The organism is Klebsiella michiganensis (assembly GCF_002925905.1).
In the GTDB taxonomy this organism is placed as follows: Bacteria; Pseudomonadota; Gammaproteobacteria; order Enterobacterales; family Enterobacteriaceae; genus Klebsiella; species Klebsiella michiganensis.
The window spans coordinates 16,467-35,666 of record NZ_PRDB01000031.1 but is presented as its reverse complement, the minus strand read 5'-3'; the positions used below and the strand labels follow the sequence as shown (position 1 = coordinate 35,666).

Genomic DNA, 19,200 nt, shown 5'->3' with positions numbered 1-19,200 from the left:
CCTTTCAGGGTTATGACACGCTTTTTTTATGTCTGCGCAGCCAGATTAATTTGTAGGCGGCAGGAATAATGAACAGGGACAGCAGCGGAGCCGTGATCATCCCACCAATCATTGGCGCAGCAATACGGCTCATGACTTCTGAACCTGCGCCGGTTCCCCAGAGTATTGGCAGCAGACCCGCAATGATCACCGCCACGGTCATGGCTTTCGGCCGGACACGCAGTACGGCACCATGATAGAGGGCTTCATCAAGACCTTCCGGTGTGAACGTCTCTTTACGGGACAATTCCGGGTGCGCTTCAATGGCATGACGCAGATACATCAGCATGACCACGCCAAACTCTGCTGCCACCCCGGCCAGGGCGATAAACCCGGTTCCGGTCGCCACTGACATATGGAAGCCCTGCCAGTACAGGAACCATATTCCGCCAACCAGGGCGAACGGCAGGCTCATCAGGATCAGCAGGGCTTCGTCAACCCGGCGGAATGCCAGATACAACAGGATGAAAATGATCATCACCGTCATCGGCACCATCAGCTTCAGTTTCTTGTTGGCATGCTCAAGCAGTTCAAACTGTCCGGAGAATGCCACACTGGTTCCCGGTCTCAGTTTCACTTTCTCGCTGATGGCCGTCTTAATGTCGTTAACCACCGACACCATGTCCCTGCCGCGGGCATCAACATAAATCCAGCTGGCTGGCCGGGCATTTTCGGTTTTCAGCATGGTTGGTCCAGAAACGACGTTAATATCCGCGACATCGCCCAGCGTGATCTGCTGCTTCATCGGGGTCAGGATCGGCATCTGTTTCAGCGCCTGCGGACTGTTCCGGTAATCCTGCGGGTAGCGAATGTTAATAGGGTACCGGGCCACCCCTTCAACCGTCTCACCCACCATAGCACCTCCGATTGCTGAAGAGACGAACAGCTGGACATCACCTACCGTCATCCCGTAGCGGGAGGCTTTCTCCCGGTTGATATCGATATCGATGTAGCGCCCGCCCTCAAGTCGCTCAGCCAGGACAGACACCACGCCAGGCACGGTTTTGGCTACCGCCTCGATACTCTGCGCCGTCGCGTCGATATCGGACAGAACAGTCCCGGACACTTTGATACCTATCGGGCTTTTGATCCCGGTTGAGAGCATATCAATACGGTTACGGATAGGCGGCACCCAGAGGTTTGCCAGACCCGGTAAACGGACTGTCCTGTCGAGTTCATCAATAATCTTGTCAATTGTCATGCCGGGACGCCACTGATCCTCAGGTTTGAGCTGGATCGTGGTTTCCACCATTTCGAGCGGCGCGGAATCCGTTGCGGTCTCTGCTTTACCGGTCTTGCCAAATACAGAAGCCACTTCAGGAACGCTTTTGATTAACTTGTCTGTTGTCTGCAGGAGCGCTGCAGCTTCTGCCGGAGAGACGCCAGGCAAGGTCGACGGCATATACAGCAGATCGCCCTCGTTAATCTTCGGCAGAAATTCACCGCCCACCTGACTCAGTGGCCAGATAACCGTGAAAATGGACAAGGCCGCAACCAGCAGGGTTGTTTTTGGCCAGTGGAGGACCCGCAGCAGCAAAGGATGATACGCTTTGATCAGCACCCGGTTCAGGGGGTTACTTGTCTCGGCAGGAATTTTCCCCCGGATCCAGAATCCCATCAGAATAGGAATGACGATGATGGCCAGTGCGGCCGCTCCCGCCATGGAGTACGTTTTCGTGAATGCCAGCGGGCCAAACAGACGTCCTTCCTGACCTTCCAGGGTAAAGATAGGAATAAAGGACAGGGTGATGATCAGCAGGCTGATAAACAGTGCGGGTCCCACTTCAACGGAGGCATCGGTAATCACCTTCCAGCGGGTGGCGTTGTCAATCTGCTCACCCGGATGCTGATGATCCCACTCCTCAAGCCGTTTGTGCGCATTTTCAATCATCACAATGGCGGCATCCACCATCGCACCGACGGCAATCGCTATCCCTCCCAGCGACATGATATTGGCGTTCAGTCCCTGGAAGTGCATGACGATAAAGGCGATACACAGGCCAAGCGGCAGAGAGATAATCGCCACCAGGGCAGAACGTACGTGCCACAGGAACAGAGCACAGACGATGGCCACCACGATAAACTCTTCCAGAAGTTTGGAACTGAGGTTATCAATCGCCCGGTCGATTAACTGGCTGCGATCGTAGGTGGTCACGATTTCAACGCCTTCCGGCAGGCTGGCCTTCAGCGTCTCCAGTTTATCCCTCACTGCCGTGATAACGTCGCGCGCATTTTTACCCGACCGCAGGATCACCACGCCGCCAGCGACTTCTCCCTGGCCGTTCAGCTCGGCAATACCACGCCTCATTTCGGGCCCGGTCTGCACGCGGGCAACATCCCGCAGATAAACCGGCACGCCGTTCTCACCTGTTTTCAGGACGATGTTATTAAAATCATCAATGCTCTGAAGATAACCGCTGGCACGGACCATATACTCCGCTTCGGCCATTTCAACGGATGAGCCACCGGCCTCCTGGTTAGACGATTCAAGTGCCTGTTTCACTTCGGGCAGGCTGATACCGTACTGGGACAGTTTTACCGGATTGACCTGAATCTGGTACTGTTTCACCACGCCGCCAACCGAAGCGACCTCAGCCACGTTCGGGATGGTTTTCAGCTCAAATTTCAGGAACCAGTCCTGCAGAGAGCGCAGTTCTGAAAGGTCGTGTTTTCCGTTGCGATCGACAAGGGCATATTCAAATATCCAGCCCACTCCCGTGGCGTCCGGGCCGATTTCAGAGCTCACACCCGCAGGCAGTTTGCCCTGAACCTGATTCAGGTATTCCAGCACGCGCGAACGGGCCCAGTACAGATCGGTGCCGTCTTCAAAAATGACATACACATACGAATCACCGAACTGTGAAAAGCCACGCACGGTTTTTGCGCCAGGTACGGACAGCATGGTGGTGGTAAGCGGATAGGTGACCTGGTTTTCTACAATCTGCGGGGCCTGTCCGGGATAGCTGGTTTTAATAATGACCTGCACATCTGACAGGTCAGGCAGCGCATCGACCGGCGTGTTAATTATCGTCCATGTGCCCCAGATGCTGAGAAACAGTGCGCCCATCATGACCAGGAAACGGTTGGCGACAGAGCGCCGGATAATCCATTCAATCATCGTCGTCTCCTCAGTGCCCTGAATGCATATTTACAGGCTGCTCAGACATTGCTGGCATACTGTTTTCTGTTTTTTCAGGGTGGCGCATACGTTCCAGCGCGCCCGTAATATTGGCTTCGGAGTCAATGAGGAACAGGCCACTGACCACCACGGTATCGCCTTCATTCAGGCCGGAGCCAATGCCGGACTGTTGCTGTGATTCATGCAGAACGTGGATCTGTTTCGGCACAAACTTGCCTTCATCATCAACAGTAATCACGCGCTGTTCTTTGCCGGTATCGATAACGGCCTGGCTTGGTATCAGCAGCATCTCCTGGCTCTTGGTATTCAGTTTCAGATAGGCATTCATGCCCGGCTTGAGAAACTCATCCTTATTAGAAACCTGGAGACGGACCTGAAGCGTACGGGTTGTCTGATCCACGCTGGGAAGAATGTTCCATTTTTCGACATGGAATGTTTTATCCGGATAAGCCGGTACCGAAATTTCAAACTGCGACGTATCTTTCAGCAGATATGCGATAGATTCTGGCACTGCAGCGCTGATCCAGACCGGGTCCATCCCCTGAATCTGAGCCACTACTTTATCTTTCGAAATATTCATTCCGGTGCGCAGGTCAAACGCAGTAATGACACCATCAATAGGTGCTTTAATGGTAAAACGGGTCTGGATTGTGCGGGTTGAACGCAGCCTTTGAATATCCTCTTCCGGCATACCAGCTAGACGAAGTCGCTCCAGAACCCCTTTTATCTGGGTTGACGTACCGCCTGTACCGGATAACAGCAGGAACTCACTTTGTGCCTCAACCCATTCAGGAATGGTGATATCGATAAGCGGAGTGCCTTTCTTCACATGATCGCCAATCGTCAGGGGATACACTTTTTCGACGAAACCGTCAGAGCGCGCCTGCACAATGACAAACTGATACTCGTTGTAACTGACATTAGCCGGGATTGTCTGAGAATAATTCAGCATTCCTCGCGTGACTTTTTGCGTTTTTAATCCCAGATTCTGAACCTGCGTTGGATCGATACGGATCCCGCCACTGCTTTTATCGCCGCTTTCATCAGCATATTTTGGCACCAGGTCCATATCCATAAAGGGAGATTTTCCGGGTTTATCAAATTTGGTATCCGGTTTCATCGGGTCATACCAGAAAAGTACCTTTCGCTCCGGTGCCTTTTGTTCGGTTTGTACTGTTTTTTGTGATGAGTTTACATACTGCCAGGCAGTAACCGATATCAGCCCTCCTGCTATGAGGCTGCTGATAATTATTGCAGCATATTTTATCTTTAAAGAAGCCATACAATTTCTCGCTGAAAAATCAAAACACCTGGCATATGCGCCCGATCATTCATTCACAGTAATCCCTTAATGAATGTTCAGGCGCACTGGATGTATTCGCTCCGGACTGATAATCAGGATTGCGTAACGTTAATGCTTTTGAGTAAGGAGATATTGCCCTGCTGAATAAACGAGAAATCGACATGGTTGCCGGTTTTCAGGGCATTGATAGCGTCGTCTGCATTAACAAAAGTGAAGCGCATGGTCATTGCAGGCCAGCCCACAGCAGGGATTGCTTCGTGCGAAATGGTAATCTTTTTACTATTCATATCAATGTCTTTAACGACACCGGTGCCCTTGATAACCTGCTGTACCGAAGCATCACTGGCAGCATTCATATCGCCATGCTGATGTGTTTCAGCATGAAGACCGGCAGAAAACATGACAGAGAAGGCACCAAATAAAACGGCTTTAAGTGAATTACGCATTTTTAATTTCCTGATTAATTAAATAAATTTACTCTACCCAACCGCCACCCAGCGCGGTAAACAGATTAATTTCGTTAACCTGTCGGGAATAGGTAAGATCGAGAATGGTTTGCTGCGTAGCGAAGAGGGAACGTTCTGCATCCAGCACTTCGATGTAACTGACAGCACCACTTGCATATAATCCTCTGGCACGCTGGAGAGTTATCTGAAGTGAATCAAGATAACGCTGCTGTGACTCAAGTTGCTGGCTAAGGCTGTCGCGCAGCGCAAGCGTGTCGGAAACATCCTTAAAGGCTGACTGAATTTTTTGTTCGTAATTAACCACCGATTGTTGCTGGCGAATTTCAGCCAGCTTCAGATTGGCTTTATTCCTGCCAGCATTAAAAATAGGAATTTCAATTTTAGGGATAAAATTCCACATTCCACTTCCTGACGTAAACAGGCTTGACAGCTCCGTACTGCTTGCGGAAAGACCACTGGTCAGGGTAATGGAGGGGAAAAAGGCCGCTCGCGCTGCGCCAATATTGGCATCAGCCGCTTTCAGCTGATATTCCGCTTCCATAATATCCGGTCGCTGCAGCAAAATTTGTGAAGATAGATTTGGTGGCAATTTTACTGGTGCGATCTCCCCGCCTTTCATCCCTTTTTCTGACGGAAGTGCGCGGTACGTTCCCAGCACCAGTTGCAGGGCATTGTTTGCCTGAGCCAGATCGCCTTCTCGTTTGGCTATTTCGGCGCGGGTACTTTCGATTTGTCCTCTCGCCTGTTCAAGTGCCAGAACGTTCGTACTCCCGGTCACGAGCTGTTGCTCAACGAAAGCATAGGACTGTTCATAATTTTTCAGCGTTTCCCGCGCAATACGGAGTTGTTCGTACGCCAGTTGCTGGCTGAAATAGCTCTGTGAAACGTTGGAGACCAGCAGGATGTGTACGGCCCGACGGGCTTCTTCGCTGGCAAAGTAGTTCTGGCGGTCAGCATCACTCATGTTCTTAAGTTTGCCGAAAAAATCGAGCTCATAGCTGAGCTCCAGTCTCGCGTCGTACTCCTGTGTGGTCGGCTTGTCACCTTTCAGACCACCGCTGTATGTTATCCCGGATGAGGCATTCAGCTGGGGATAACGATCTGCATCCGTGACGTTGAACTGGGCTCGGGCCTCTTCAACCTTCAGGGCAGCCATTCTCAAATCACGGTTATTAGTCAGAGCTTCACCGATCAACCGGGTAACCTGGGGATCGACAAAAAAGTTACGCCAGCCCGTATCCTGATAGCCATTTACCGCTGGCGTCAGGCTGTTATGGGACAGTGAAAACTGCTGGGGTACCGGTGCTGCGGGCCGCTGATATTCAGGCGCAAGCGACACGCAGCCTGCCAGGATGAATATCGTGCTAATGCTGAGTAATTTTAATTTGAACATAACGCTTCTCGTCCAGGCAGACCTGGTAAATGGTTCAAATGAAGTCCAGAGTATTGATAGGGGTACTTTACCTAACGCTCTCTGTTTGCCGAGTGACAGGATAATGACAATGTTGTCATTTTTGCTGTAATCCGTTGATAACGATCGTGGGCGCAATAGAATGACATTAGCAGCCAGCCGGGGAGCAAGATGAAAATATTGATCGTCGAAGACGAAATTAAAACAGGTGAATATCTCAGCAAAGGGCTTACAGAGGCAGGGTTCGTAGTGGATCACGCTGATAATGGTCTTACCGGATATCATCTCGCCATGACAGCCGAGTATGATTTAGTCATTCTGGATATCATGCTACCTGATGTGAACGGCTGGGATATCATCCGCATGCTGCGCACTGCCGGAAAGGGTATGCCGGTCTTACTGCTGACAGCCCTCGGCACGATCGAACATAGGGTCAAAGGACTGGAACTGGGTGCGGACGATTATCTGGTTAAACCCTTTGCGTTTGCCGAACTGCTCGCCCGGGTGAGAACCCTTCTGAGGCGGGGAAACACGATGATCACGGAAAGCCAGTTTAAGGTGGCTGACCTCTCGATTGATCTCGTATCCAGAAAAGTCAGTCGCGCCGGAAACCGCATTGTGCTCACCAGTAAAGAGTTCAGCCTGCTGGAATTCTTCATTCGCCATCAGGGAGAGGTTCTTCCCCGCTCCCTGATTGCCTCTCAGGTCTGGGACATGAATTTTGACAGCGACACTAATGCGATCGATGTCGCAGTAAAGCGACTCCGCGCTAAAATAGACAACGATTACGAGACAAAGCTGATCCAGACAGTCCGGGGCGTGGGCTACATGCTGGAGGTCCCGGATGCATAGCAAACCTTCCAGACGCCCTTTCTCACTCGCTCTGCGGCTGACCTTTTTTATCAGCCTGTCCACGATACTGGCTTTTATCGCCTTCACCTGGTTTATGCTGCATTCTGTTGAAAATCATTTTGCCGAGCAGGATGTCAGCGATCTTCAACAAATCAGCACCACACTGAACCGTATACTGCAGTCCCCGGTGGATCCGGATGATAAAAAAATAAGCAAAATAAAGGAATCAATTGCCAGCTACCGCAACGTTGCCCTTTTGCTCCTCAATCCCAGGGGTGAAGTGCTCTTTAGCTCAACTCAGGGGGCGGCACTACGCCCGGCAGTGAATTCAGCAGATTTTAGCGAGCACAGCCGCGCACGGGATGTCTTTCTCTGGACGGTGGAGGATCCTGCGGGACCGATGGATACCGGGTCCGAAATGAAGATGGAAACATACAGGATTATCGCCTCCTCTGGTCAGGCGATATTTCAGGGCAAACAGCAGAACTATGTCATGCTGACTGGCCTATCCATTAATTTCCATCTCCATTACCTCGATGCGCTGAAAAAGAACCTGATTGCGATTGCCGTCGTGATAAGCCTGTTGATTGTTCTGATCATTCGAATCGCTGTCCGTCAGGGGCACCTGCCCCTTCGTAATGTCAGCAATGCCATTAAAAACATCACCTCCGAGAATCTTGATGCGCGACTGGAACCGACACGCGTTCCCATTGAGCTGGAGCAACTGGTTATCTCGTTCAATCATATGATTGGAAAGATTGAGGATGTCTTTACCCGCCAGGCCAATTTCTCTGCCGATATCGCGCATGAGATCAGAACGCCCATCACCAATCTGGTGACGCAGACTGAAATCGCACTGAGTCAGGATCGAACACAGAGGGAACTTGAGGATGTCCTCTATTCCAGTCTTGAAGAGTATAACCGGATGACCAAAATGGTCAGCGATATGCTGTTCCTGGCACAGGCAGATAATAATCAGCTGATACCTGACAGGGTCATGTTTGACCTCAGAGCGGAAGTCATGAAAGTCTTCGAGTTTTTCGAAGCCTGGGCCGAAGAACGCAATATCACGCTCAGGTTTAACGGGATGCCCTGTCTGGTTGAGGGCGATCCACAAATGTTCAGAAGAGCAATCAATAACCTGCTGTCCAATGCCCTGCGTTATACCCCGGAGGGACAGGCCATCACCGTCGCCATCAAAGAACAGGAAAATGTTTTTGACCTGGTGATTGAAAATCCGGGAAAACCTATCCCTGAGGAGCATTTATCAAGGCTGTTTGACCGTTTTTATCGGGTGGATCCGTCCAGGCAACGAAAAGGAGAAGGCAGCGGCATCGGTCTTGCTATCGTGAAGTCCATTGTGGAAGCACATCACGGAAGAGTAAATGTGGAATCAGACGTACGCTCCACGCGTTTTATCTTATCCGTGCCCAGACTGGAGAAAATGATCCCGGAAACCCAATGCTGAAAATAAAGATGTAAATGACAAAGATGTCATTAGCCTGTCATGCAGCAAACAGAAGCCATTCGATATAATTAGTGCAACTTATCAGGAAGGCTGGATTGCTTCATCAATACCCGGCGTCAGAGTACGCCAGGAAATGAATATCCAGCCCTCTTCCGGAGAAATAAATGCTGCCGAACTTGTTTCAGTTATGGAACTGAAAACACCGGTTGTACTTCCCCGGACATCACTAATTCAGAAATGGAGAGTTATCATGAAAAATATCGTATTAGCATCTTTGCTGGGCTTTGGTTTAATTTCATCGGCCTGGGCCACTGAAACCGTGAATATCCATGATCGCGTCAACAATGCACAGGCTCCTGCTCACCAGATGCAGTCTGCTGCGGCTCCTGTCGGGATCCAGGGGACTGCTCCTCGTATGACCGGTATGGACCAGCATGAACAGGCCATTATTGCTCATGAAACCATGACGAACGGCTCGGCGGATGCGCACCAGAAAATGGTGGAAAGTCATCAGAAGATGATGGGAAATAACACGGTATCCACGACCGTCCCGTCAACGTCTTACGCGGCGATGAATGAGCATGAAAGAGCAGCGGTTGCCCATGAATTCATGAATAACGGGCAATCCGGCCCACATCAGGCCATGGCCGAAGCGCACCGCCGCATGATCAATGCAGGCTGAATGCGACGGTAGTATCCGTGCTGTTACCTTTTCCCTGATAGATTTTCCTGAAACAACGTTGCTACATTTTTGCCCCCCGTCAGGGGGCTTTTTTGTCTGACTCAGCTACACTTAACCGGTACCTGTCTGAAAGGAATTATTATATGAAAATCAAAAACACCCTTTTTGTAATATTAATGTTATCCCTGCCAGCCATTTCTGCTGAACATTCTGAAATGAACATGTCAGATATGACCTCATCAGCATCGTCACAGGAATACATGGCGGGGATGAAAGATATGCATGACAAAATGATGGCCGCCGTTAATGAGCCAGATCCCGACAAGGCCTTTGCAAAAGGCATGGTTGCACACCATGAAGGGGCAATAGCAATGGCTGAAACCGAGCTGAAGTATGGAAAAGATCCCGAAATGAGAAAACTCGCACAGGACATTATTAAAGCTCAAAAAGGTGAAATTGAGCAGATGAATAAATGGCTTGACTGAATCGCCACGGGTTTAACAGACACCTCAGAGTCATTTAAGATGGCTTAAAGAGAGGTGCCCATGAGCGGTAAGCGTTATCCCGAAGAGTTTAAAACTGAAGCAGTTAAACAGGTTGTTGATCGCGGTTATTCTGTTGCCAGCGTTGCAACACGTCTCGATATCACCACCCACAGCCTTTATGCCTGGATAAAGAAGTACGGTCCGGATTCTTCCACTAATAAAGAACAGTCAGATGCTCAGGCCGAGATCCGCCGTCTCCAGAAAGAGCTGAAACGGGTTACCGACGAACGGGACATATTAAAAAAAGCTGCGGCGTACTTCGCAAAGCTGTCCGACTGAGGTACGCCTTTATCCGTGACAACTCCTGTTGCTGGCCTGTTCGCCTGCTCTGTCGGGTGCTGGATGTTCATCCCAGTGGTTTTTACGCCTGGCTTCAGCAGCCGCATTCACAACGCCATCAGGCAGACCTGAGACTGACAGGACAGATTAAACAGTTCTGGCTGGAATCGGGATGCGTCTATGGTTATCGCAAAATCCATCTGGATCTGCGTGACAGCGGGCAACAGTGCGGAGTAAACAGAGTCTGGAGACTGATGAAACGTGTCGGAATAAAGGCTCAGGTCGGATACCGAAGCCCGCGGGCACGTAAAGGCGAGGCCAGTATCGTGTCACCCAACAGGCTCCAGCGACAGTTCAATCCGGATGCTCCTGATGAGCGTTGGGTAACGGACATAACCTACATCAGGACCCACGAAGGCTGGCTGTATCTTGCCGTTGTTGTTGATCTGTTCTCACGCAAAATTATCGGCTGGTCCATGCAATCCCGGATGACAAAGGACATTATCCTGAACGCACTGCTGATGGCTGTATGGCGGCGTAATCCCGAAAAACAGGTGCTGGTTCATTCGGATCAGGGCAGTCAGTACACAAGCCATGAGTGGCAGTCGTTCCTGAAATCACACGGCCTGGAGGGTAGCATGAGCCGTCGCGGTAACTGCCATGATAATGCGGTTGCAGAAAGTTTTTTCCAGTTGTTGAAACGTGAACGGATAAAGAAAAAGATCTACGGAACGCGGGAAGAAGCCCGCAGTGATATTTTTGATTACATCGAAATGTTTTATAACAGTAAGCGTCGGCATGGTTCTAGCGATCAGATGTCACCGACAGAATATGAAAACCAGTATTATCAACGGCTCGGAAGTGTCTAGATTATCCGTGGCGATTCAGGTAAGTGACTAACTTTTGCTTTGATGAGGGAATCGAACATCATAAAAAGTAACTTTCTTCGCCTTCTGGTGAACCAATACCGATATTATTGCCTGAATGGTATAGTGTTACCTGTTGGGAGCAGTTCCCCCATTTTTCCAGGAAGAACATTACGATGAATGTCATTCAGCCCCGCATGCTCTCTGTATTTGATTTTGACGGTACGTTAACGCGGCATGACAGCTTTATCCCTTTTCTGCGGTTTGCCTTTGGCAATCGAGCTTTTTCCCGTCGTATCGTCACCATGGCTCTTCCCACGTTACGCTGTATGGGGAAGAAGATGACACGTGATGAACTGAAAGAAATTCTCATCACAACCTTCCTTACTGGGGTTGACGAGAAATGGCTATCCAAAAATGCTGAGAAATTTTGCCAGGTCTACTGGAGTCGGCTTATGCGTCCTGCAGGCCTGATGGCCGTGGCGAATGAAGTGACTTCCGGCGCGGAAGTGACATTATGTTCTGCTTCACCAGAAATGGTACTCAGGCCATTTGCCGACAGGCTGGGCATCAAAGTGATAGGCACGCAGCTTGAGGTCAAAGAAGGGATACTTACCGGGCGTATCAGTGGGCATAACTGCCGGTGTAGCCAGAAAATTATCCGGCTGGAAAAAGAGTATGGTCCTCTGAAAGATTATCATCTGCGGGCATGGGGAGACACACGAGGGGATTACGAACTCCTGTCAGCTGCAACTGATCCACACTGGCGGCACTTCCATTCAACCTGGCGTCGGGGAAAAGTACCTTTCGAACTGACTATCCGGTAAATTATCGCCCCTTTCCGGGGCGAAGGCTCACAGAATACCCGCTATTTTTGCCTGCTCCAGCCAGTCTTTAAACTCTTCCAGCAGTTGCTCGTACAGTACCTCATCCTTCACCGTTGCGAAGTTATCGATGGCAAAGAAGTTGCTGTTATCGATTCGCCGATCGCTAAAGGTATCCAGTTTTTCGAGAATACCGTAATTCGAGCCTCCGAGGCCCACAAATTTCCAGAAAATGGGGTAGTTGGCCGAGCGGCGTATGGCTTCTTTGATTTCACGGGTTTTACTAATCCCACCATCCGTAATGCAGACAACATAGACCGGCAGTGTGCTGTCCTTGAAGAAGTCGATCACCTCATTCATAACCGGCGGCTCGTTGTTCGTCCCGCCCAGGCCCGGAAGAATTTCCCAGGCAGAGCGTTTACCCGTGTTCTGGATAGCAGCAATATATCCGTCAAGATTGTCCAGGGTGACGTCAGGGTATTTCTTGTGACGCTCAGCAAAGCCCCATACATCCATCGTGCCGTCATCGTCGAACTGGACTGACAGGACAGCTATACGGTCGAGAACGGACTGCACATGTCCCTTTTTAAACTGGCCGGTCATAGAGCCTGAGGCATCGAGAACAAAAGCCACTCGGGCTGCAACGGTATCCAGCTTATGCTTGGCAAGAGAAACACTGGCTTTTTTTGCCAGGCTGATAAGCGCGGGGGCTTTCCCTTCCAGCTTCTTCTCCAGACTGATACGGGAAGCCTGTGGCGGGGTATCAACTGGCTGTGCAACATCAACACCATAGCTGACAGCGAGCGGCTCCAGTCCGCCGTTAAACCCCTGCCCCTGTGCTCGGAGTTTCCAGCTGTCCTTGTGTCGATAAATCTCGCCCATAATCACCGCTTTCTCACTGCGGCCATTAAGATCGACATTAAATTCAGCTGTTCCGGTTGCCGTTAGCCTGAGTTGTGACAGTGCGCTGATCGTGTCATTTCCGTCAATCACAAGGGTTATCGCGATTTTCTGTATGGTGACAGGAATACGGTCAAGTTCAATATGCACGTTCGCATGCTGGTGGCCGGGAGATAGTCTTACACCACCACCAGCTGCACTCAGATTGTTATAGAAGATAAAGTCAGCATCGCCGGTAACCTTACCCTCTGCATTCAGCATAAATATGCATATTTCAGGTTCACTACGAAAACCGGATGATGCCGGATAGTCAAGCCTGAGGTCCAGAGTCGATGTATGAAGCGGGATATTCTGTCCTGATTGTAATTGCATCTTTTCTCTCTGTGATGATGAGCAATACAAGTGTGTAAGCAGATACAAGAAACCCCGGGCAGGCCGGGGTTTCATATGCGCTATTTGTCAGATGTTGATGCCGTGCTGTTTAGCCAGCGCACCCAGACCGCCAGCAAACCCCTGACCAACGGCTTTGAATTTCCATTCAGTACCGTGGCGATAGAGTTCGCCGAAGATCATCGCGGTCTCTGTTGATGCGTCTTCAGACAGGTCAAAACGTGCAATCTCAGCGCCGTTATCGTTGTTCACAACACGCATGTAGCTGTTGCTGACCATACCGAAGTTCTGTTTACGGGCTTCAGCTTCATGAATAGTGACAGCAAACACCAGTTTTTTGACTTCAGCACCGACTTTAGCCAGTTCGATTTTGACCTGTTCATCATCGCCGTCGCCTTCGCCGGTACGGTTGTCACCCTGATGCTGGACCGCGCCGTCCGGGCTGGTGGTGTTGTTATAGAAAACGAAATGAGAGTCAGACAATACTTTACCATCGTCACCGACCAGAAAAACGGAGGCGTCAAGGTCAAACGCCTGACCATCGGTGACTCGTGCATCCCAGCCAAGGCCTACAAGCGCCACATTCATGGAAGGGGCTTCTTTGGTCAGAGAAACATTACCGCCTTTTACGAGAGAAACTGCCATTTTATTGCTCCTGCTAAGGAAGGTGCGAACAAGTTCCTGATATGAGATCATCATATTCATCCGGAGCGCATCCCAGAGGGACATCATGAGCCATCAACTCACCTTCGCCGATAGTGAATTCAGCACTAAGCGCCGTCAGACCCGAAAAGAGATTTTCCTCTCCCGCATGGAGCAGATTCTGCCATGGCAGAATATGACCGCTGTCATCGAGCCGTTTTATCCCAAGGCGGGCAATGGCCGACGGCCCTATCCGCTGGAGACCATGCTGCGTATTCACTGCATGCAGCATTGGTACAACCTGAGCGACGGTGCCATGGAAGATGCCCTGTACGAAATCGCCTCCATGCGCCTGTTTGCCCGATTATCCCTGGATAGCGCCCTGCCGGATCGCACCACCATCATGAATTTCCGCCACCTGCTCGAGCAGCATCAACTGGCCCGTCAATTGTTCAAGACCATCAATCGCTGGCTGGCCGAAGCAGGCGTCATGATGACCCAAGGCACTTTGGTGGATGCCACCATCATTGAGGCACCCAGCTCTACCAAGAACAAAGAGCAGCAACGCGATCCGGAGATGCATCAGACCAAGAAAGGCAATCAGTGGCACTTTGGCATGAAGGCCCACATTGGTGTCGATGCCAAGAGTGGCCTGACCCACAGCCTAGTCACCACCGCGGCCAACGAGCATGACCTCAATCAGCTGGGTAATCTGCTTCATGGAGAGGAGCAATTTGTCTCAGCCGATGCCGGCTACCAAGGAGCGCCACAGCGCGAGGAGCTGGCCGAGGTGGATGTGGACTGGCTGATCGCCGAGCGTCCCGGCAAGGTAAAAACCTTGAAGCAGCATCCGCGCAAGAACAAAACGGCCATCAACATCGAATACATGAAAGCCAGCATCCGTGCCAAGGTGGAGCACCCGTTTCGCATCATCAAGCGGCAGTTCGGCTTCGTGAAAGCCAGATACAAGGGGCTGCTGAAAAACGATAACCAACTGGCGATGTTATTCACCCTGGCCAACCTGTTTCGGGTGGACCAAATGATACGTCAGTGGGAGAGATCTCAGTAAAAACCGGAAATAACGCCAGAAATGGTGGAAAAAATAGCCTAAATAGGCTGATTCGATGTGTTTGCGGGAAAAAAATCGGCCCAGATCCGCGAAATTTTAATCAGCGAGTCAGCTTGGGAAGAAATGACCTGCTTATTCGCACCTTCCCTAGCGCTCTGAGCGAACTGGCAAAACAGTTTTGGGAAAAACGAGGATAACGCTTTTCAGTATCTCGACAGGGATAACTTACTTTACCATCGGTATCCCTTTTAGCCGCACAAATTTTAGCCATGGCTTTTCAGGAAGTCAGGGCTATCAGAATGGCCTTAGAAAGCCTAGTCAAAGAGCTGTCACGAGAACACCGTTAGCTTAGCGTACGATTTTTTCCGAATTCTGCGGTTCCCCCTACTGGGTCAATGGCCCTCGCGCGGTCGATCAGGCTGGCTGGAAGAAAATTATCGGGGACAAACCGACCCTGATCATGCTCGATGAGTTGCCGCCCTACCTTGAAAACGCGAGCACTACTGTCATCGGCGGCGGTACGCTGGCTACCGTGAGCACCTACACACTCAGCTGCCTGATGAGCGCCGCTCTGGAGTTACCGCGTTGCTGCATTGTGATTGCCAACCTATCCGGCAGCTATGTGGCTCAGACCAAGGCAATTGCCGAAGCAATCTCTAACCTCCAGCAAGAAGCCAGTCGCCAAGCGAGCACCATCACCCCCGTGCAGTTGGCGGGTACCTGTTCATCCCTAGCGCCTCTCCGCCTTGATGCTGGCAGATTCAGTCTGGCCTCGCGGTTCGACCTACCGAAATATCGGCGGTTACATTGTCCCCAGAGCTTCAGACCCGGCTGTTACCGGCCACGCCTGTCTGGGTAGGGAACGAGTGGTGGAACAGTCGGTTCCGTCGGGCGTTAACCTGCGGAACAGAAACCCATGCGACTTTCAGGTCGCACTGCCGAAATAATACTGGTTTCCCTTCTTGGTCTGGTGCATTTCCGGGTCGCGCTTGCCGTCCTTGTTCTTGGTCGAACTGGGCGCATTGATCAGCGTTGCATCGACGATGGTGCCCTGGCGCAGCGACAGGCCGCGGTCGCCCAGAGCCATTGATGACAGCGAGGATGCCGGCCGCCAGCTCGTGTTTCTCCAGCAAGCGGCGGAAGTTGAGAATGGTGGTTTCGTCGGGGATGCGCTCCAGGTTCAGCCCGGCAAACTGGCGCAGGATCGTGGTTTCGTACAGCGCTTCCTCCATCGCTGGATCGCTGTAGCCGAACCAGTTCTGCAGCAGATGCACACGCAGCATCGCCATCAACGGGTAGGCCGGACGGCCACCTTCACCCTTCGGATAATGTGGCTCGATCAAAGCAATCAAGCCCTTCCACGGCACCACCCGATCCATCTCGATCAGGAACAACTCCTTGCGGGTTTGCTTGCGCTTGCCAGCGTACTCGGCGTCGGCGAAGGTCATCTGCTTCATCGGGAAACTCGGTGGGTGGAATCCGGGTATTTTGCCAAAATCTGGAAGTCTTCTTCAGAGTTTCCCTAGTGTGCGCTCTCTTGCTTGGATGGCATTACGTTCTGGCCCAACGTTACTGTAGCGAATCCGCAGCAGTATCAATCAAAGCCTCCTGTATCCCGCGTGAAGAAAGACGCTACGTTGCGCCCGTTCTTCCACGGCTTCGCTTGCCGCCCCGCTACGGCAGATTCGAAGTATTCATCGAAATGTCATCCTTTAGAAGCAGTGCGGTAACAAGGAATTTCTATCCTTTGCATCGCGAACCGCAATTGTGCGGCCAGCAATATTGCGAAAGGTGATCAAATGATGCCCCATCCGATACAGGACGCCGTGCTGCGGGTCGACCGGTTGAGCGTCGTCTATCCAGGCGGCGTGACAGCCCTACGCGATACCTCGATTGCATTTCGGCGTGGTGAGTTCACCGTGCTGCTTGGTCTCTCGGGCGCAGGCAAGTCGACCTTGCTCCGTAGTCTCAATCGACTCGTCACGCCCACTGGCGGCAGTGTCACCAGCGAACTCGGTGAGCTCGGCAGCGGCTCGGCCTTGCGTCAGCATCGTCGGCGTACCGCCATGATCTTTCAGCACCACCAGCTAATCGAACGTCAAAGCGCACTGGCTAATGTGCTTACCGGTCGGCTGGCCTTTCACAACACGCTCCGCTCGCTGTTTCCTCTGCCGCGTGCCGATCAGGAGATTGCGCTCAGTTGCCTCGCTCGGGTCGGTCTGGCAGACAAGGCGCTAAGCCGGGTGGACAAACTGTCCGGTGGCCAGCAGCAGCGGGTAGGCATCGCGCGTGCGCTAGCGCAACAGCCGGCGATCATTCTGGCCGATGAGCCGGTAGCCAGTCTCGACCCGGCCACTTCGGTCCGTGTTCTCGGATTGCTGCGCGACATCTGCAAGGAAGACGGCATCACCGCCATCGTTTCGCTGCATCAACTCGAATATGCCCGCCGCTTCGCCGATCGCGTCGTCGGGCTGGCCGATTCTCAGATCGTTTTCGATGCCGCGCCCTCGGAACTCACCGATGCGCAGCTTGAGCGCATCTATGCAGGCCGCTCTACGACTCAGCCAGCGAATGCTCCGGCTGAACCACCTGTCATGCTCGAACCTTCACTGGAGAAGTCCCGATGAAACGCTTATCCGCGCTCTTATTGACTTGCTTGCTGTCCGCTGTTTCAAGTTTGTCCGCCCTAGCGGCCGATGCCGATCCGGATGTGCTAAAGGTTGCCCTGCTGCCGGACGAAAACGCCTCCGAGCTGATCAAGCGTAACCAGCCGCTGAAGGATTATCTGGAAGAGCATCTGGACAAGAAGGTGCAGCTGATCGTAACCACCGACTATTCCTCGATGATTGAGGCGATGCGCTTTGGCCGTATCGACCTGGCGTATTTCGGTCCGCTGTCCTACGTCATGGCCAAAAGCAAAAGCGACATCGAGCCCTTCGCTGCCATGGTCATCGACGGCAAGCCGACCTATCGCTCGGTGATTATCGCCAATGTGGCGTCAGGCGTGAATGAGTATGCCGACCTTAAGGGCAAGAAGATGGCCTATGGTGACCGGGCATCGACGTCCAGCCATTTGATTCCCAAAACCGTGCTTCTTGAGACGGCCGGTTTGACGGGTGGGCAGGACTACGAACAATATTTTGTGGGCACGCATGACGCCGTTGCCGTCAACGTGGCGAACGGCAACGCCGATGCGGGTGGGCTGTCGGAGGTAATTTTCAATCACGTAGCCGAACGTGGCCTAATCGATCCGAGCAAGGTGAAAGTACTTGGTTACAGCGGCGAATACCCCCAGTACCCCTGGGCGATGCGCTCGAACCTGAGCCCCGAGCTGAAAACCAAGGTGCGGGATGTATTCGTCGGTATCGACGATCCCGAAGTGCTGCGCAACTTCAAGGCCGAGGCCTTCGCGCCAATCACCGACGCCGACTACGATGTGATCCGCAAAATGGGATCGCTGCTCGGCCTCGACTTCGCCACGATGTGAGCACCGATATGTCTACTCATTACGACGTGCAGGCGCTGCCTGCAGAGCAACGCGAGCACATCCTTCGAGGCTTCGGCCTCGGTTGGTGGCGCCAGCTGGGGCAGGTGGCGATTGTATTCGGAGTGGTGCTGTTGGCCTGCTGGTACGTGGGGCTGCTCGATGCCACCACGCTGCTGAACGGGCTGCCCTCCATCGCGACCCTGGCAGGCGAGGCCATGCCGCCAGACTTTTCGGGCTATCGAAGCTGGATTCGCCCCTTGATCGACACCTTGGCGATGAGCATCGCCGGTACGGCCATCGCAGTGGTGTTCTCGCTGGTGGTGGCCTTCGTTGCAGCGCGCAATACGGCGCCGCACCCCCTTGTGTTCGGTGTTGCCCGGGTGCTGCTCAATGCCCTGCGGTCGGTGCCGGAGCTGATCATGGGCATCATCTTCGTTGCAGCCGTAGGGTTCGGCGCCTTGCCGGGCGTGCTTGCCCTGGGTCTGCATTCGGTCGGCATGGTCGGCAAGTTCTTCGCCGAGGCCATCGAGCACGTCGACGAAGCGCCGGTGGAAGCCGCTCGGGCGGCGGGGGCTACGCCGATGCAAGTGCTGCTGCACGCGGTTTTGCCACAGGTGACGCCGCAGTTCGCCGACGTGGCGATCTACCGCTGGGAATACAACTTTCGCGCCTCCACCGTGATGGGCATGGTTGGCGCCGGCGGTATCGGCTTCGAACTCATGGGCTCGCTGCGCATCATGCAGTACCAGGAGGTTGCAGCAATCCTGCTGGTCATCCTGGCCATGGTCACGCTAGTAGACGCCTTCAGTGGCGTGCTGCGCAAACGTTTCAAATAGG

The 19,200-nt window shown here is 52.4% G+C and carries 17 protein-coding genes and 2 pseudogenes; 12 read left to right on the top strand and 7 right to left on the bottom strand.

Annotated features, from left to right (window positions below; all coding sequences use genetic code 11):
- Positions 1 to 10: 10 nt before the first annotated feature.
- The 4 genes from silA to silC form a co-directional block, all read right to left on the bottom strand.
- Positions 11 to 3,157 carry a Cu(+)/Ag(+) efflux RND transporter permease subunit SilA gene (gene silA / locus CDA56_RS29225; protein ID WP_000574021.1) on the bottom strand — a complete coding sequence of 1,049 codons (3,147 nt, stop codon included), beginning with the start codon at positions 3,155 to 3,157 and terminating at the stop codon, positions 11 to 13.
- Between the two features lie 10 nt (positions 3,158 to 3,167).
- Positions 3,168 to 4,460 carry a Cu(+)/Ag(+) efflux RND transporter periplasmic adaptor subunit SilB gene (silB, locus tag CDA56_RS29220; RefSeq protein WP_001485328.1) on the bottom strand — a complete coding sequence of 431 codons (1,293 nt, stop codon included), beginning with the start codon at positions 4,458 to 4,460 and terminating at the stop codon, positions 3,168 to 3,170.
- Between the two features lie 113 nt (positions 4,461 to 4,573).
- Positions 4,574 to 4,927 carry a cation efflux system protein CusF gene (cusF, locus tag CDA56_RS29215; RefSeq protein WP_001246153.1) on the bottom strand — a complete coding sequence of 118 codons (354 nt, stop codon included), beginning with the start codon at positions 4,925 to 4,927 and terminating at the stop codon, positions 4,574 to 4,576.
- 28 nt (positions 4,928 to 4,955) lie between these two features.
- Positions 4,956 to 6,341: a Cu(+)/Ag(+) efflux RND transporter outer membrane channel SilC gene (gene silC / locus CDA56_RS29210; RefSeq protein WP_000475503.1), complete on the bottom strand. Its 1,386-nt coding sequence runs from the start codon at positions 6,339 to 6,341 to the stop codon at positions 4,956 to 4,958.
- 189 nt (positions 6,342 to 6,530) lie between these two features.
- On the opposite strand from silC, the gene silR reads away from it, so the two are divergent.
- The 6 genes from silR (at position 6,531) to CDA56_RS29180 (ending at position 11,878) form a co-directional block, all read left to right on the top strand.
- Positions 6,531 to 7,211, top strand: coding sequence for a copper/silver response regulator transcription factor SilR (gene silR, locus CDA56_RS29205; RefSeq protein ID WP_000697968.1), 681 nt, complete (start codon positions 6,531 to 6,533; stop codon positions 7,209 to 7,211).
- Positions 7,204 to 8,679, top strand: coding sequence for a copper/silver sensor histidine kinase SilS (gene silS, locus CDA56_RS29200; RefSeq protein WP_104011502.1), 1,476 nt, complete (start codon positions 7,204 to 7,206; stop codon positions 8,677 to 8,679). The genes silR and silS overlap by 8 nt, the downstream gene beginning before the upstream one ends.
- A gap of 250 nt (positions 8,680 to 8,929) precedes the next feature.
- Positions 8,930 to 9,361 carry a silver-binding protein SilE gene (gene silE / locus CDA56_RS29195; protein WP_000790483.1) on the top strand — a complete coding sequence of 144 codons (432 nt, stop codon included), beginning with the start codon at positions 8,930 to 8,932 and terminating at the stop codon, positions 9,359 to 9,361.
- A 143-nt stretch (positions 9,362 to 9,504) separates the two neighbouring features.
- Positions 9,505 to 9,846, top strand: coding sequence for a CopM family metallochaperone (copM, locus tag CDA56_RS29190; RefSeq protein WP_047727581.1), 342 nt, complete (start codon positions 9,505 to 9,507; stop codon positions 9,844 to 9,846).
- Between the two features lie 60 nt (positions 9,847 to 9,906).
- Positions 9,907 to 11,054, top strand: a protein-coding gene (locus CDA56_RS29185; RefSeq protein ID WP_098141133.1) for an IS3 family transposase whose coding sequence is annotated in 2 segments (ribosomal slippage) — positions 9,907 to 10,156 and positions 10,156 to 11,054 — 1,149 coding nt in all. Because the reading frame shifts where the segments join, the coding sequence is not laid out codon by codon here.
- Positions 11,055 to 11,227: 173 nt separating this feature from the next.
- Positions 11,228 to 11,878 carry an HAD family hydrolase gene (locus tag CDA56_RS29180; RefSeq protein ID WP_044348228.1) on the top strand — a complete coding sequence of 217 codons (651 nt, stop codon included), beginning with the start codon at positions 11,228 to 11,230 and terminating at the stop codon, positions 11,876 to 11,878.
- 27 nt (positions 11,879 to 11,905) lie between these two features.
- On the opposite strand, the gene CDA56_RS29175 is transcribed toward CDA56_RS29180, so the two are convergent.
- A complete protein-coding gene (locus CDA56_RS29175) occupies positions 11,906 to 13,147 on the bottom strand; it encodes a VWA domain-containing protein (RefSeq protein ID WP_047727579.1) in 1,242 nt (413 codons plus the stop codon).
- 87 nt (positions 13,148 to 13,234) lie between these two features.
- On the bottom strand, positions 13,235 to 13,810 hold the full coding sequence (locus CDA56_RS29170; protein ID WP_044348232.1) for a TerD family protein: 576 nt from the start codon (positions 13,808 to 13,810) through the stop codon (positions 13,235 to 13,237).
- An 85-nt stretch (positions 13,811 to 13,895) separates the two neighbouring features.
- Here CDA56_RS29170 and CDA56_RS29165 point away from each other — a divergent pair, with 85 nt between their 5' ends.
- The 3 genes and pseudogenes from CDA56_RS29165 to CDA56_RS31430 all read left to right on the top strand — a co-directional run.
- Positions 13,896 to 14,876, top strand: coding sequence for an IS5-like element ISKpn26 family transposase (locus CDA56_RS29165; RefSeq protein WP_000019441.1), 981 nt, complete (start codon positions 13,896 to 13,898; stop codon positions 14,874 to 14,876).
- Positions 14,858 to 15,073, top strand: a complete 216-nt coding sequence (locus CDA56_RS31615; protein ID WP_306767812.1) for a hypothetical protein — start codon at positions 14,858 to 14,860, stop codon at positions 15,071 to 15,073. The genes CDA56_RS29165 and CDA56_RS31615 overlap by 19 nt, the downstream gene beginning before the upstream one ends.
- 185 nt (positions 15,074 to 15,258) lie before the next feature.
- Positions 15,259 to 15,594 (top strand): annotated as a pseudogene (locus CDA56_RS31430) (anti-phage-associated DUF499 domain-containing protein); the annotation flags it as partial.
- A 219-nt stretch (positions 15,595 to 15,813) separates the two neighbouring features.
- On the opposite strand, the pseudogene CDA56_RS29155 reads toward CDA56_RS31430, so the two are convergent.
- Positions 15,814 to 16,333: pseudogene (locus CDA56_RS29155) on the bottom strand (IS5-like element ISPst7 family transposase); the annotation flags it as partial.
- Between the two features lie 342 nt (positions 16,334 to 16,675).
- Between CDA56_RS29155 and phnC the strand changes: the two are divergent.
- From phnC to phnE, 3 genes are read left to right on the top strand one after another with little or no spacing between them, the layout of a single operon-like run.
- Complete coding sequence (gene phnC, locus CDA56_RS29150) at positions 16,676 to 17,503, top strand: phosphonate ABC transporter ATP-binding protein (protein WP_047727571.1); 828 nt, start codon at positions 16,676 to 16,678, stop codon at positions 17,501 to 17,503.
- On the top strand, positions 17,500 to 18,363 hold the full coding sequence (gene phnD / locus CDA56_RS29145) for a phosphate/phosphite/phosphonate ABC transporter substrate-binding protein (RefSeq protein ID WP_047727570.1): 864 nt from the start codon (positions 17,500 to 17,502) through the stop codon (positions 18,361 to 18,363). The genes phnC and phnD overlap by 4 nt, the downstream gene beginning before the upstream one ends.
- An 8-nt stretch (positions 18,364 to 18,371) precedes the next feature.
- Complete coding sequence (phnE, locus tag CDA56_RS29140; RefSeq protein WP_010466252.1) at positions 18,372 to 19,199, top strand: phosphonate ABC transporter, permease protein PhnE; 828 nt, start codon at positions 18,372 to 18,374, stop codon at positions 19,197 to 19,199.
- Position 19,200: the final 1 nt, after the last annotated feature.